General features: G+C 72.0%; 11 protein-coding genes. 3 read left to right on the top strand and 8 right to left on the bottom strand.

All coding sequences use genetic code 11. The annotated features are described in order from the left end of the window. Positions 1-86: 86 nt before the first annotated feature. Positions 87-1,754 (top strand): ATP-binding protein, encoded by a 1,668-nt coding sequence (locus tag ACSLTV_RS22975; protein WP_432157300.1) that lies wholly within the window; start codon positions 87-89, stop codon positions 1,752-1,754. Further along, positions 1,754-2,434, top strand: coding sequence for a response regulator (locus tag ACSLTV_RS22970; protein WP_435612817.1), 681 nt, complete (start codon positions 1,754-1,756; stop codon positions 2,432-2,434). Before ACSLTV_RS22975 ends, ACSLTV_RS22970 begins: the two co-directional genes overlap by 1 nt. 203 nt (positions 2,435-2,637) lie before the next feature. Here ACSLTV_RS22970 and ACSLTV_RS22965 read toward each other — a convergent pair whose 3' ends face one another. From ACSLTV_RS22965 to ACSLTV_RS22955, 3 genes are all read right to left on the bottom strand, one after another. Then, positions 2,638-4,230, bottom strand: a complete 1,593-nt coding sequence (locus ACSLTV_RS22965; protein WP_435612802.1) for a solute symporter family protein — start codon at positions 4,228-4,230, stop codon at positions 2,638-2,640. Further along, on the bottom strand, positions 4,227-4,787 hold the full coding sequence (locus ACSLTV_RS22960) for a DUF485 domain-containing protein (RefSeq protein WP_435612801.1): 561 nt from the start codon (positions 4,785-4,787) through the stop codon (positions 4,227-4,229). The genes ACSLTV_RS22965 and ACSLTV_RS22960 overlap by 4 nt, the downstream gene beginning before the upstream one ends. Before the next feature lie 147 nt (positions 4,788-4,934). Further along, positions 4,935-7,058, bottom strand: coding sequence for a DNA gyrase/topoisomerase IV subunit B (locus ACSLTV_RS22955; protein WP_432136313.1), 2,124 nt, complete (start codon positions 7,056-7,058; stop codon positions 4,935-4,937). Between the two features lie 440 nt (positions 7,059-7,498). Between ACSLTV_RS22955 and ACSLTV_RS22950 the strand changes: the two genes are divergently transcribed. Next, positions 7,499-7,729, top strand: coding sequence for a DUF7455 domain-containing protein (locus ACSLTV_RS22950; protein WP_432136312.1), 231 nt, complete (start codon positions 7,499-7,501; stop codon positions 7,727-7,729). A gap of 106 nt (positions 7,730-7,835) precedes the next feature. On the opposite strand, the gene ACSLTV_RS22945 is transcribed toward ACSLTV_RS22950, so the two are convergent. The 5 genes from ACSLTV_RS22945 to ACSLTV_RS22925 all read right to left on the bottom strand — a co-directional run bounded on the left by ACSLTV_RS22945 (position 7,836) and on the right by ACSLTV_RS22925 (position 14,752). Further along, positions 7,836-8,723, bottom strand: coding sequence for a serine protease (locus tag ACSLTV_RS22945; RefSeq protein WP_432136311.1), 888 nt, complete (start codon positions 8,721-8,723; stop codon positions 7,836-7,838). A 156-nt stretch (positions 8,724-8,879) separates the two neighbouring features. After that, positions 8,880-10,415, bottom strand: a complete 1,536-nt coding sequence (locus tag ACSLTV_RS22940; protein WP_432136310.1) for an RNA polymerase sigma factor — start codon at positions 10,413-10,415, stop codon at positions 8,880-8,882. A 440-nt stretch (positions 10,416-10,855) separates the two neighbouring features. Then, positions 10,856-11,746 (bottom strand): FadR/GntR family transcriptional regulator, encoded by an 891-nt coding sequence (locus ACSLTV_RS22935; RefSeq protein ID WP_432157304.1) that lies wholly within the window; start codon positions 11,744-11,746, stop codon positions 10,856-10,858. A gap of 162 nt (positions 11,747-11,908) precedes the next feature. Further along, positions 11,909-13,936: an ATP-binding cassette domain-containing protein gene (locus tag ACSLTV_RS22930; protein ID WP_432157305.1), complete on the bottom strand. Its 2,028-nt coding sequence runs from the start codon at positions 13,934-13,936 to the stop codon at positions 11,909-11,911. A 57-nt stretch (positions 13,937-13,993) separates the two neighbouring features. After that, a complete protein-coding gene (locus tag ACSLTV_RS22925) occupies positions 13,994-14,752 on the bottom strand; it encodes an NUDIX hydrolase (protein ID WP_432136307.1) in 759 nt (252 codons plus the stop codon). Between the last annotated feature and the right edge of the window lie 45 nt (positions 14,753-14,797).

The following is a 14,797-nucleotide window of genomic DNA, read 5'->3' as shown; positions in this document are numbered from 1 at the left end:
ACCCGGTCAAGAGGTACGTACCGTGCCGCAAGAGATCCGTGCCACAGCTCTACGGCCCGGCAGCCCCCTGCCCGTACCGTCATGGCATGCGCTCCACTACCCCCGCACGCCGCTTGCGGCTGGGCCTGCCGCGGCGGGCGTTCTCCCAGGTGCTGCTGATGCAGGTGGCGATCGCCGCCGGGGTCGTCGTCCTGGTCACCGGCCTGTTCCTGGCCCCGCTGGGCAACCAGCTGGACGACGAGGCGATGCGCCGGGCGCTGGCCATCGCCCAGACCACCGCGACGATCCCGGGCCTCGCCGAGGACCTGCGCGACACCCCGCCGACGGCCGACGGCCCGGTGCAGCGGCAGGCGGAACGCATCCGCGGGGCGAGCGGCGCCGAGTACGTGGTGGTGATGGACCTCAACGGCACCCGCTGGTCGCACACCGATCCCCGGCAGATCGGCGGCCACGTCTCCACGGACCCGCGCCAGGCCCTGGCCGGCCACGAGGTCATGCAGATAGACACCGGCACCCTGGGCCGCTCGGCGCGCGGCAAGGTGCCGCTGCGGGACGGTGACGGCCGGATCGTGGGGGCGGTGTCCGTCGGCATCGCGTACGACAGCGTCCACGACCGGCTGGTGCACGCCGTCCCCGGCCTGCTGGCGTACGCGGGCGGCGCCCTGGCCGTAGGCGCGCTGGCCGCCTGGCTGATCTCCCGGCGGGTCCAGCGGCAGACCCGGGACCTGGCGTTCTCGGACATCTCGGCGCTGCTCGCGGAGCGGGAGGCGATGCTGCACGGGATCCGCGAGGGCGTCGTGGCGCTCGACCGGACCGGCCGGGTGCGGCTGCTCAACGACGAGGCTCGGCGTCTGCTCGGCGTCGGGGAGGAGGCCGTGGGCCGCTCCCCCGACGAGGCGCTGGGCACGGGCCGGACCGCCGATGTGCTGGCCGGCCGGGTGACGGGCACCGACCTGGTCACCGTGCGCGGGCAGCGCGTCCTGGTCGCCAACCGCATGCCGACCGACGACGGCGGCGCCGTCGCCACCCTGCGCGACCGCACCGAGCTGGAACAGCTCGGCCGGGAGCTGGACTCGACGCGCGGGCTCATCGACGCCCTCCGCGCCCAGGACCACGAGCACGCCAACCGGATGCACACGCTGCTCGGGCTGCTGGAGCTCGAGATGTACGACGACGCGGTGGACTTCGTGGGCGAGGTGGTCGGCGACCACCGGGCCACGGCCGAGCAGGTCACCGAACGGGTCCGCGACCCGCTGGTGGCCGCGCTGCTGGTCGGCAAGGCGACCGTCGCCGCGGAGCGCGGCGTCGCCCTGCGGGTCACGGACGACAGCCGGCTCCCGGACCGTCTGGCCGATCCGCACGCGGTGGTCACGGTCGTCGGCAACCTCGTCGACAACGCCCTGGACGCCGTGGCCGGCACCCGCCACGCGCGCGTGGAGGTCGAGCTGCGCACCGACGGGCGCACGGCCGTGCTGCGGGTGCGGGACACCGGCCCCGGCATCCCCGCCGACCAGCGCGAGTCGATCTTCACCGAGGGCTGGTCCACCAAGCAGCCGCCCGCACACGGCAAGCGCGGCATCGGGCTGTCACTGGTGCGCCGGCTCGCCGAGCGGCAGGGCGGCTGCGCGGTGGTCGGCGAGGCGACGGGCGGCGGCGCGGAGTTCACCGTCGTCCTGCCCGAGGCCCTGACCGGACCGGACGCGGAGCCGGCCCTGAGCGCGCCCGCGCGCTCCACCGACGAGGAGGAGTCGTGATGATCGAGGTCCTGGTCGTGGACGACGACGTCCGGGTCGCGCGGGTCAACGCCGCGTACGTGGAGAAGGTGCCGGGCTTCCATGTCGCCGGTGAGGCGCACTGCGCGGCGGACGCGCTGCACCGACTGGAGCTGTCGCCCCGCCTCGACCTCGTCCTGCTCGACCACTACCTGCCCGACGGGACCGGTCTCGACGTCGTCGGGGAGATGCGGCGGCGCGGCCACCAGACCGACGTGATCATGGTGACGGCGGCCCGGGACGTGTCGACGATCCAGGCGGCGATGCGGCAGGGCGCGCTGCAGTATCTGGTGAAGCCGTTCTCGTTCGGCGGCCTGCGGGCCAAGCTGGAGGCGTACGCCGACCTGCGGCGCACCCTCGACGTCGGCGGCGAGGCCGAGCAGGCCGACGTGGACCGCATCTTCGGCGCCCTGTCCGCGCCGTCGGACCCCGTGCTGCCCAAGGGGCACTCCCCCACCACCGCCGAGCTGGTGCGGCAGGCGCTGGTGAGCGCCGAGGGACCGTTGTCCGCGCAGGACGTCGCGGAGCGCACGGGGGTGAGCCGGCAGACCGCCCAGCGCTATCTGAAGCTCCTGGAGCGCACGGGCCGCGCCCGGCTGACCCTCAAGTACGGCGACGCGGGCCGCCCGGAACACCGTTACGTGTGGGCGACCCGCGCCTGAGGCACGGCCGGGGCGGGAGGAAGGGGCCGCGCCTGCCCTTGAGTACGCAGGCGGCCCGCTGCCGTCTCGACGGTCCGGCCGGAAGTCACGGGCGGACGCCGCACGGCCCGCGCGCGTACCTGGGTGACACACGTCCGCGCGCTCACCGAGGCGTACCTCTGCGCGCGTGCCCGGGGCCGTACGGCCCGGCGGGCCGCCGTCGGCTACACGGCTCCCGCCCCCGTCAGCGACCGCACCTCGGTCTCCGCGTGTCTGGCCTCGTCGGCCGGCTCGGCCGAGGTGACCGTGCCCAGCCAGCCCGCGAGGAAGCCCAGCGGGACGGAGACCAGTCCGGGGTTGCGCAGCGGGAACACCTGGAAGTCCAGGTGGGGCAGGAATGACTCCGGACTGCCCGACACGACCGGGGACAGCGCGACCAGAACCACGGCCGGGACGAGCCCGCCGTACACCGCCCAGACGGCGCCCCGGGTGGTGAAGCCGCGCCAGAAGAGCGAGTAGAGCAGGACGGGCAGGTTCGCCGACGCGGCGACGGCGAAGGCGAGGCCCACCAGGAAGGCGACGTTGAGGTCGCGGGCCAGCAGGCCGAGTGCGATCGCGACCGCGCCGATACCGACGGCGGCGACCCGGGCCACGGCGACCTCGCTGCGCGGGGCCCTGTCGCGGCGCCGCAGGGAGGCGTACAGGTCGTGTGCCACGGACGCGGAGGAGGCCAGGGTGATCCCGGCGACGACGGCCAGGATGGTGGCGAAGGCGACGGCGGCCACGATCGCGAACAGAACCGTCCCACCGGTGGAGTCGGCGCCGCCGCCAAGGTCCAGGGCCAGCAGCGGGACGGCCGTGTTCCCGGCCGCGTTGGAGGCGCGCACGGCGTCCGGGCCGACCAGGGCGGCCGCGCCGAAGCCGAGCACGATCGTCATCAGGTAGAAGCCGCCGATCAGCCCGATCGACCACACCACCGAGCGGCGTGCGGCGCGGGCGGTCGGCACGGTGTAGAAGCGGGACAGGATGTGCGGCAGGCCTGCGGTGCCCAGGACCAGGGCCAGACCCAGGCTGATGAAGTCGAGGCGGGCGGTCCAGCCCCCGCCGTACTTCAGGCCCGGAGCCAGGAAGGCGTCCCCGTGGCCGCTGCGTTCGGCGGCCGTGAGAAGCAGGCGGTCGAAGTCGCCGTGGAAGCGTGCCAGGACGAGCACGGTGAGCGCGACGGTGCCGGCGAGCAGCAGGACCGCCTTGACGATCTGGATCCACGTGGTGGCCCGCATCCCGCCCAGCGACACGTAGACCACCATGAGGGCACCGACGCCCACCACGGTCCAGCACTGCGCCGCCGCGCCGCTGCGCCCCAGCAGCAGCGCCACCAGGCTGCCCGCGCCGACCATCTGGGCGACCAGGTACAGGACCGACACCACGACCGACGAGGTGCCCGCCGCGATCCGCACCGGTCGCTCCCTCATCCGGGCCGCGACAACGTCGGCCAGTGTGAACCGCCCGCAGTTGCGCACCAGTTCGGCGACCAGGAACAGCACCACCAGCCAGGCCACGAGGAAGCCGACCGAGTACAGCAGCCCGTCGTAGCCGAAGAGGGCGATGAGACCGGAGATGCCGAGGAAGGAGGCGGCGGACATGTAGTCGCCCGCGATGGCAACACCATTCTCCAGGGGGGAGAACAGCCGCCCGCCGGCGTAGAACTCCTCCGGCGAGCCCTGGCGTCGGCGGCTCACCCAGGTGGTGATCGCCAGTGTCACCGCGATGAAGGCGCTGAACAGCACCAGCGCCAGCGTCTGGTGATGACCGGTCATGACACACCGCCCCTCGCCGCGCGGGTCAGTTCCTGGGTCTCCCAACGCAGTTCGAGCGCCGCGCGGTCCCGGCGCAGCCGCGCGTGCCGGGCGTAGGCCCAGGTGAGCACGAAGGTGGTCAGGAACTGGCCGAGCCCGGCGAGCAGGCCCACGTTCACCGCGCCGATGACGCGGTGGGCCATCAGGCCGGGCGCGGTCGTCGCGGCGACGACATAGGCGAGGTACCACAGGAAGAACCCCGCGGACGCCGGCACCACGAATCCGCGGTAGCGGTCACGGACCTCCTGGAAGGCAGCGCCGCGCTGCACCCGCAGATAGATGTCGGCGGCCTCCGGGGCACCCTCGGGCAGGTCCCGGCGCTCGGCCTCGGCGGCCACGCCGGGAGCGTCCGCGAGGCCCGGCTCGCCCCAGCCCGCGGCCAGCGCGTCGTACCAGGGGTCGTCGTAGCGCACCTCCCCCGGCGCCCCTTCGGTGGCGGGGGACCGCCCCGGGCCCTGTCCGCCCGATGTCTCGCGACCGTCCCCGTCCGTACGAAGACGACCATTACTGAAGTGCATGCCCAAGGATGGACAGAACGGGAAGATCCACGTTTCTTCTTCCCTCGACGCTTCACCCCATCAGGTGACGAAAGGGAACCTTCTCCCCCCTCGGCGGCCGTGAGGCGGGCTCCCGCGGGTGTCGCCGCGGGAGCCGGAGGGGTGGGGTCAGGCGTCGATGCGGGACCGGTCCAGCGTGGCGGCCGAGCTGGAGATGAACTCCTTGCGCGGGGCGACGTCGTTGCCCATGAGCAGGTCGAAGACCTGCTCGGCGGCTTCCAGGTCGGAGAGGTTGATGCGGCGCAGGGTGCGGTGACGCGGGTCCATGGTGGTCTCGGCCAGCTGGTCGGCGTCCATCTCACCCAGGCCCTTGTAGCGCTGGATGGTGTCCTTGTAGCGGATGCCCTTGCTCTGCAGCTCCATCAGCTTGTCGCGCAGTTCGCGGTCCGAGTACGTGTAGACGTACTTGTCCTGGCCCTTCTTCGGCTGGACGATCTCGATGCGGTGCAGCGGGGGCACCGCGGCGAAGACGCGGCCGGCCTCGACCATGGGCCGCATGTAGCGCTGGAAGAGGGTCAGCAGCAGACAACGGATGTGGGAGCCGTCCACATCGGCGTCGGTCATCATGATGATCTTGCCGTAGCGGGCGGCGTCGATGTCGAAGGTGCGCCCGGAGCCCGCCCCTATGACCTGGATGATCGCGCCGCACTCGGCGTTCTTGAGCATGTCGGTCACGGACGACTTCTGCACGTTGAGGATCTTGCCGCGGATCGGCAGCAGCGCCTGGAACTCGGAGTTCCGGGCGAGCTTCGCCGTACCGAGCGCGGAGTCGCCCTCGACGATGAACAGCTCGCTGCGGTCGACGTCGTCGCTGCGGCAGTCGGCGAGCTTGGCGGGCAGCGACGAGGACTCCAGGGCCGTCTTGCGGCGCTGCGCGTCCTTGTGCTGGCGGGCCGCGATCCGCGTGCGCGCGGCGGCGACGGCCTTCTCCATGACGACCCGCGCCTGGGCGGCCGCGTCCCGCTTGGTGGACGTCAGGAACGCCTTGAGCTCCTTGGAGACCACGTTGTTCACGATGCGGCGGGCCGCCGAGGTGCCGAGGACCTCCTTGGTCTGGCCCTCGAACTGCGGCTCGGCGAGACGCACGGTGACGACGGCGGTCAGGCCCTCCAGGGCGTCGTCCTTGACGATGTCGTCCTCGGCGACGCGCAGCAGCTTCTTGGCGCGCAGCACCTCGTTCATCGTCTTGGCGACCGCCTGCTCGAAGCCGGCGACGTGAGTGCCGCCCTTGGGCGTGGCGATGATGTTGACGAAGGACCTGACGGCCGTGTCGTAGCCGGTGCCCCAGCGCAGGGCGACGTCGACGCCGAGCTCGCGCACCACCTCGGTGGGGGTCATGTGGCCGCGGTCGTCCAGGACCGGGACGGTCTCCTTGAAGGTGCCCTGGCCCTGGAAGCGCAGGACGTCGCAGACCGGCTTGTCGGTGGCCAGGTACTCGCAGAACTCGCTGATGCCGCCGTCGAAGCGGAAGGACTCCTCGCCCTTGCTGCCCCCCTCGCCGAGGCCGAACTCGTCGCGGACGACGATGGTCAGGCCGGGCACCAGGAACGCCGTCTGGCGGGCGCGCTGGTGCAGGTTCTCCAGGGAGAGCCGGGCGTCCTTGAGGAAGATCTGGCGGTCGGCCCAGTAGCGCACGCGCGTGCCGCTGCGCGCCTTGGGGATCTTCTTGGCCTTGCGCAGCCCGCTCTTCGCGTCGAACCCGGCGTCCGGGCCGGCTCCCGTGAAGGCGCCGGGGACGCCGCGCCGGAAGCTGATCGCGTGCGTGTGCCCGCCGCGGTCGACCTCGACGTCCAGGCGGGCCGACAGGGCGTTCACCACGGAGGCGCCCACGCCGTGCAGACCACCGGAGGCGGCGTAGGAGCCGCCGCCGAACTTGCCGCCGGCGTGCAGCTTGGTCATGACGACCTCGACGCCCGAGAGACCGGTCTTGGGCTCCACGTCGACCGGGATTCCGCGGCCGTTGTCGCGGACCTCCACCGAGGCGTCGTCGTGGAGGATCACCTCGATGTGGTCGCAGTAGCCGCCGAGGGCCTCGTCGACGGAGTTGTCGATGATCTCCCACAGGCAGTGCATCAGACCACGGCTGTCGGTGGAGCCGATGTACATACCCGGGCGCTTGCGTACGGCCTCGAGCCCCTCGAGGACGAGCAGGTGCCGCGCGGTGTAGTTGGAACCGTCCCGGTCTGCTCCTGCCAGCAGAGCTGTGGACGGCACGGACGTCTCGGCGGTCACGCGGTTCGCTCCTCGCTGAATTTCAGGTGGGGCCCTTCTGGGTAAGGGCGCGGCGTCGGTTGCCGCTCAGAGGGTACCGAGGCCTGGTAGAGCCGTTGTAACGCCACCCTCGTCTGAAGTCACCCTAGTCCAGAGTCGTATGGATGTTCGATCCCTCGATGGAGTGAAGTACATATCACGTTCCCTTCGAGGCATGAACCATTTAGGCTCCGGGCACGTCCTCATGAACAAACCGGCAACCCGGCCGGGAGGACCGAGCCATGATCGACAGAGCGAAACCGTAGGCACAAGAGACGCAATACGGCACATTCGCCGCCAAACCGGCAGCAGCCAGCCACCTCGGAAGATTTTTTCGAGGAGAAGCCACGAGCGGGAACGTTTTCGGGCTGGTTGGATGTTGACCCTGGTACGACAGCTCGTCGAGCTAGAGAAGAGGCGACGTGACTACTGTTCTGACCCCCGCGAGCCCGCTGACGGCCGCTGATCGCTGCGACCGCTGCGGCGCCCAGGCATACCTGCGCGTCGTCCTGCTCAGCGGCGGAGAACTGCTCTTCTGCGCCCACCACGGTCGCAAGTTCGAGCCGGAACTCAAGAAGATCGCCGCTGAGATACAGGACGAGACGGAGCGGCTCACGTCCGCCCCGGCATCCGCCTCGGACGCAGAGCGCTGACCCTTCGGTCCCTTCGCACCACGACGAGCCAGACCGGCACAGGCCGGCACGCGGGCGGCCACCCTGCCCAGGGGTTGCCGCCCGCACTCGTGGTCGAAAGACGCCCTCAGCCCCCGCCGGGCGCGCCCACGGGGCCCTCAGTGGCCGCCTGCGGCCGGACCAGCGCCCGTACGGCGTCGGAGACCCTCGTGTAGACGCCGGGGCTCCCCGCCCGCCCACACCCGCTCCCCCACGACACCAGGCCGATCAGTCGGCCCTGCGCCACGAGGGGGCCACCGCTGTCCCCCTGGCAGGCGTCCGGGCCGCCCAGCCGCTCCCCTGCGCACACCATGGTCGCGGCGCTGTAGCCGCCGCTGAGCCCGCCCGGATACGCGGTCCGGCACAGAGCGTCGGGCAGTACGTGCATCCGCGCCGCCCGCAGGCTGTGCGCGTAGCCCCCCGTCCCCGTGGCGTCCCCCCAGCCGTAGACGGTGGCGTCGTTCCCGGGGGCGTACGCCGGATCACCCGCCGGGGCCATCCGGATCACCGACGCCTGCGGCACCGGCTCGGCCAGGGTGAGCACGGCGAAGTCCCCGGCGTTGCTGCGACTGTCGTAGTCGGGATTCACCCAGACCCCCCGCACGGCGATCTCCCGGCCTTCGGAGGAGTAGAGGTCGGTGCGTCCCACGATCACTTTGAGGTCGCGTGCGCGGTCCGGTGGCGCCCCGAGAACCTCCTCGGCCATGCAGTGAGCCGCGGTGAGTACGAAGGTGGGTGCGATCACCGCGCCCCCGCAGAACTGTCCCGAGCGCATACGGCCGAACTGGTCACGGCTGGACAGCGCCACCGTCCAGGGGCTGTCGGAGACATCGACGGGGAAGCCGCCCACCACGATGCCGTCGGAGGCCGCCGGGGCCGTCGGAGCCGCGGGGGCGGCCGTCACCAGCGGTATCGCCAGGGCGGCGGCCACCAGGGCCAGCGGCCGGGCCAGCGCCCGGACGAGAGCACGACGCATGGGATACTCCTCACCCTGAGACGACGATCAGACACCCAGAGTGATCCACCGGCGGACGCGGCGCACCTGCGCTGTCCACGCCGAAGGCCCGGCTCCCGTATCGGGAACCGGGCCTTCGGCGTCGTACGCGTTCGACCCGTCCGGGCCGAAGTGGTCCTAGTCGAGGTAGTCGCGCAGCACCTGGGACCGCGAGGGGTGGCGCAGCTTCGACATGGTCTTGGACTCGATCTGGCGGATGCGCTCACGCGTCACGCCGTACACCTTGCCGATCTCGTCGAGGGTCTTCGGCTGACCGTCGGTGAGGCCGAAGCGCATGGAGACGACGCCCGCCTCGCGCTCGGAGAGCGTGTCCAGGACCGAGTGCAGCTGCTCCTGGAGGAGCGTGAAGCTGACCGCGTCGGCCGGAACGACGGCCTCGGAGTCCTCGATGAGGTCGCCGAACTCGCTGTCGCCGTCCTCGCCCAGCGGGGTGTGCAGCGAGATGGGCTCGCGCCCGTACTTCTGGACCTCGATGACCTTCTCCGGGGTCATGTCGAGCTCCTTGGCCAGCTCCTCCGGGGTGGGCTCGCGGCCCAGGTCCTGGAGCATCTGACGCTGCACGCGCGCCAGCTTGTTGATGACCTCGACCATGTGCACCGGGATACGGATGGTGCGGGCCTGGTCGGCCATGGCGCGAGTGATCGCCTGCCGGATCCACCAGGTGGCGTACGTGGAGAACTTGTAGCCCTTGGTGTAGTCGAACTTCTCGACCGCGCGGATGAGACCGAGATTGCCCTCCTGGATGAGGTCCAGGAACAGCATGCCGCGGCCGGTGTAGCGCTTGGCCAGGGAGACCACCAGACGGAGGTTGGCCTCCAGCAGGTGGTTCTTGGCGCGGCGGCCGTCCTCGGCGATGATCTCCAGCTCGCGCTTGAGCTTCGGGGCCAGCTTGTCGGCGTTGGACAGCTTGTCCTCGGCGAACAGGCCCGCCTCGATGCGCTTGGCGAGCTCGACCTCCTGCTCGGCGTTGAGCAGGGGGACCTTGCCGATCTGCTTGAGGTAGTCCTTGACCGGGTCCGCGGTGGCACCGGCCGCGGCCACCTGCTGGGCGGGCGCGTCGTCCTCGTCCTCGTCGGACAGGACGAAGCCCGCGTTCTCGGTGCCTTCCGGCTCGTCGCCGGCCTTGGTCTCCTCGAGGACCTCGTCCTCGATCAGCTCGGCGTCGTCCTTCTTGGCGGTGGTCTTCTTGGCCGCTGCCTTCTTGGCGACCGTCTTCTTCGCCGCCGCCTTCTTGGCGGTGGTCTTCTTGGCCGCTGCCTTCTTGGCGGGCGCGGCCTCCTCGGCGGCGGGATCGGCTGCGGCGGGCGCGCTGGGCGCGGCCGGAGCGGCGGTGGCCTTCCTCGTGGTCACCGTCTTGGCGGCGACCGCCTTGGTGGCGGTGCGCTTGGCCGGACTCTTCGCTGCGACGCTCTTTCGGGTGCGCTTGGGCTCCGCGGCACTGACCATCAGCGTCACACCCTCTTCCTCGAGGATCTGGTTGAGGCTGCGCAGTACGTTCTTCCACTGAGTGGCCGGAATCTGGTCAGCTTCGAAGGCCCGACGCACATCGTCGCCGGCGATCTGCCCCTCAGCCTTTCCCCGCTCAATGAGCGCCATGACAGAGACGGACTCGGCGATCTCCGGCGGGAGCGTACGGGATGTGCTGGCCGACACGAACAACCTCTCGGAACGTTGGAAAACGGCTTCCGGCCCCGTCCACAGCGGACAGGAGCCGACCACCGGCCTGGGGATGGGCCGACGGCGCGGGCGGGGGCCGGGAAGATGCACAGCGCCTTGAACGGCGTCCGTATTCCCTCCGCGGCTGTCACCTCTTAGGTCATCGCAGGGCTCCCACGAGCGTTACGCCCAATCTGCGTGGCCCGAGTCACACCGCGAAAGCGCTCAAAAGTGTTCATACGCGAACAGATACGGTCACCGGTGCTGCAGTGGAGACCCATGGCCGGTGACCCGCGCCACCACCGTGCACCGCCACCGTCGGACGCCGCAGGGCCCGGGGCGGCTCTGCGGGGTCCGACGACGGGGCGGGGCACCGGCCCCGAAGGCGGCACGGACGGGGGGAGGACATCACCGGCGGCACCGCGCGCGGCGCGCGGTCAGTGCTCGCGGGGAGCCGGCACCACACGTTCCACCTCGGGGTGAACGGTGAGCAGCTGCCGCATCGCCGCTTCGGCGGCCGAGCCGTCGCCCGCGGCGAGAGCGTCGACGATCCGCGCGTGGTGCGCCAGGGACGCCTCGGTGGGCCGGTCACAGCCGGTGACCGGGCCGCCGGACACCTGGAGCGCGGCCGAGACGATGCCGGAGAGGTGCTCCAGCATGCGGTTGCCCGCGACCTGGATCAGCAGCGAGTGGAACTCCGCGTCGGCTCGCGCGTGGGTGAGCGCGTCCCCCTGCGCCATCGCGTGCCCCATGATCTCGACCATGTCGGCCAGCCGCTGCTGGACGTCCTCGCGCCCGTGCCCGGCGGCGAGCCGGGCCGCCAGGGGCTCGATGGTCCAGCGAAGCTCGCCCAGCTCCCTGCGCTGGTCGTCGCGCTGCGGACCGAACGCCCGCCACTCGATGATGTCCGGGTCGAGGAGGTTCCAGTCGCTCACGGGGCGCACGCGCGTGCCGACGTTGGGCCGGGCGCTCACCAGGCCCTTGGCCTCGAGGACACGGAGCGACTCGCGGACGACGGTGCGGGAGACCTCGAAGCGCTGCCCGATCTCCTCGGGGACCAGCGGACGGTCGGCGCCCAGGTCGCCCGAGACGATCATCTGGCCGAGCTGCTGGACGAGTTGGCCGTGCAGCCCGCGCCCGCGGCTGCCCGCGGAGCGCCGGCCCACCCGGCCCAGCTCGGGATCCGCGCCCTCCCAGGCGGGAGCACCGACACGGTCGGCGGCGGCGGGGGCCTCCGCGTAGGGGTAGCGGTCGAGTTCGCCCGGGCCTGCCAGACCGGAGTCGGCGGAGCGGGCGGCGGTCATCATGGTGTGCGCAAGGGTACTCACGGATCCTTTGTCGGCGTCGTCTCCAACTCCCTTGAGGTCTTTGGTGAAAAGCACACGAAAGGGTGATCGCTCACCCCGTCGCAATTGACGCCTAATCGGAAAGAAACGGGCTTTCTGCGGGGAGTTGTGCACACGCCGTGACGGAAAGCGCACGGATGGTCGTCATCGGACCCTGCTCCGCAGAGTCGTGACCAGATATGCGCAGAGCAGGGCGGCCAACGACAACGCCAGCGCCCAGCCGACGGGTTGAGCGATCACACGGGTCACAGCAGTCACATGCTGTTCCCCTCCGAAGGGCCACTGCGGCAGCACCGTCTCCCTCAGCCGCTCGGGCAACCCGGCCGCGCTCCGCACCGAGACGCCCGCCCACGCCCGACGCACCAGCGGTACGACGACCACGGGCACGCCGACCACCGCCGCCAGCCCCGCCGTCGTGGACCGGAACACACCCGCCGCGAGCACCCCCGCCCACGCACAGCCCACCACCAGCCCCGCCCACCCCGCGCTCAACACCGCCCACTCCTCGGGAACTCTCCCCAGCTCCCGACCGTAGAAGAGATAGAGCACCTCCGCGTCGCACCCCACCGTGAGGAACGCCAGCAGCAGCGCCGTGACCGCGGCCACGAGGAGCTTCGCGGTGAGCAGTCCCAGCCGGCGGGGCACGGTGCCACGATCCGCCGCCAGCGCGGGGTGCCGGAACTCGTCACCGAAGGCCAGCGCGCCGAGCAGCCCCGCCCCGAGCGCGGCGGGCGGCAGCGGCAACTCGGCCGGCCACGCGGCCAGCAGCCGCGCCTGCGGAGTGTGCCCGACGCTCGCCGCCACCACCGCGGTGACCGCGGAGGCCACGAGCACGGCCGCGCCGGTGAGGAACCCGGTGCCGATGCCGGTGGCACGCCGCAGTTCGTAGCGCAGGGGGCGGAGGGGGCTGGGGGCGGGGCGGACGGAGATGGGGGGCGGGAGGGCGGGAGGGCGGGTGGGGAGGGGTGAGGGGCGGGGAGGAGCGTCCGTCGCGGCAACGGACTCACCCTCTCCCGTCTCGCCACCAGCCGCATCGTGGCTCGGCGGGGCCGGCTGGGCGTCGGGGGCGGGGAGCTCGGGAGGGGAGGCGGGTTCCCGGTCGGGCCCCAGTTCGCGCTGCGGGCAGGGCTCGGGCTCCGGGAGGGGCCGAGGCTGCGGGACGGGCTCGGGCTCCGGGCCGGGCTCGGGCTGTGGGACGGATGCGGGCTGTGGGACGGATGCGGAGTGAGGTGGGGTGGCGCAGGCTCCCGACGGGCCGACACCGTCGTTCCGCGTGAGGCCGTCGGCGCCGGCGCCCGGTCCCTCGTCGCCCACTTCGTCGGCGAGCCGGTGGACGAGGACACTGTGGCGGAACGCGGTCTCCCCGACCTCGGCGCAGCTGCTGCCGTACACCGAGAGCCGGTTGCCGCCCTCCTGGACGACCTCGACGGAGCGCTGTGCGGCGCGGGCCTCCCGGGTCAGCAGGGCGGCAAGGCGGGGCGCGTGCGGGGTGCGAACGGCGACGCGGGGGCGCAGGCGGGTGCGGGCGAACACGGTGGCGTCCTGATCGGCGACCAGTCGGCCCTGCTCGAGGGTGACGACACGGTCGGCGGTGCGTGCCGCTTCCTTGGGGTCGGCGGTGGTCAGCAGCACGGTGCCGCCCTGCGAGGCATGGGCGCGCAGCATGCCGTGCAGCCATCGGCCTTCACGGGCGGGCAGGCCTTCGGTGGGGCCGTCGAGCACCAGGGTGTGGGGGTCGGCGAGCAGGGCGCAGGCGAGGCCGAGCCGACGGTCCATGCCGCGCGAGAGCGTGCCGAGGCGTTCGTCTCGCAGGCTGACGAGGCCGACCACTTCGAGGACTTCGTCGGCCCGGCGGGCCGGGACTCCGGCCGCGGCACAGAGCATGCGCAGGTGTCCGCGCACCGTACGGCCGGGGTGGCCCGGGATGTCCCCGAGGACCACTCCCACCTCGCGCGACGGGTGGGCGATGCGGTGCAGGGGGCGCCCCCTGAAGTGGGTGATGCCACGGCCCTGTTGCAGCTGGAGCATGAGTCTCAGGGCCGTGGTCTTGCCCGCGCCCGGCGCGCCGAGCAGTGCGGTGACGCGACCCGCGGGTGCCTCGAAGGTGAGGTCGTCGACGGCGGGCGGGAGGTCCTTGCGGGGGGTGCTGGTCAGTCCGAAGGCCTGGATCACCCGTAGCAAGATAGCGCGCTATGTCCGGTTTTTCGGGTATCGCCAGGTGCCCGGCGCTCACACCTCGGGTCGCAGCATCGGCGGGTTGAGCAGAGTGGCCCCGCCCGCGCGGAACAGCTGTGCGGGGCGGCCGCCTTGGCGGGTGGTGGTGCCGCCGGTGGGGACGAGGAAGCCGGGCGTGCCCGTGACCTTGCGGTGGAAGTTGCGCGGGTCCAGCGCGACGCCCCACACCGCTTCGTAGACACGGCGCAGCTCGCCGACGGTGAACTCGGGCGGGCAGAACGCCGTGGCCAGTGACGAGTACTCGATCTTCGATCGGGCTCGCTCCACGCCGTCGGAGAGGATCTGGGCGTGGTCGAAGGCGAGGGGGGCGACGGGTTCGCCGTCGCGGCCGTAGCCGCCCTGTTGCAGCAGTTCCTCGACGGGAGCCCAGCGGGCGTTGCTGGCGTCACCGCCGGCGCGGGGCGCGGGCAGGTCGGGTGCCAGAGCGAGGTGGGCGACGCTGACCACGCGCATCCGGGGGTCGCGCTCGGGGTCGCCGTAGGTGGCGAGCTGTTCCAGGTGGGCCCCGTTGTCCTGGGCGGGGGCGGCCGGGTCGTGGGCTCGCAGTCCGGTCTCCTCGGCGAGTTCGCGCGCCGCCGCCTGAGCCAGGTCCTCGTCGGCCCGTACGAAGCCGCCCGGCAATGCCCACCGCCCCTGGAACGGTGACTCGCCCCGGCGGACCGCCAACGCGCACAGGGCATGGCGGCGCACGGTCAGCACGACCAGGTCCACGGTGACGGCGAAGGGCGGAAAGGCTGACGGGTCGTAGGGCATGCCGCGATCATAGTCGTCTGCCTGACGATAAACACTCCCTCGGTC

Source organism: Streptomyces sp. bgisy159 (assembly GCF_965341775.1).
Classification (GTDB): domain Bacteria; phylum Actinomycetota; class Actinomycetes; order Streptomycetales; family Streptomycetaceae; genus Streptomyces.
This window is presented reverse-complemented; position numbering and strand designations above follow the sequence as displayed.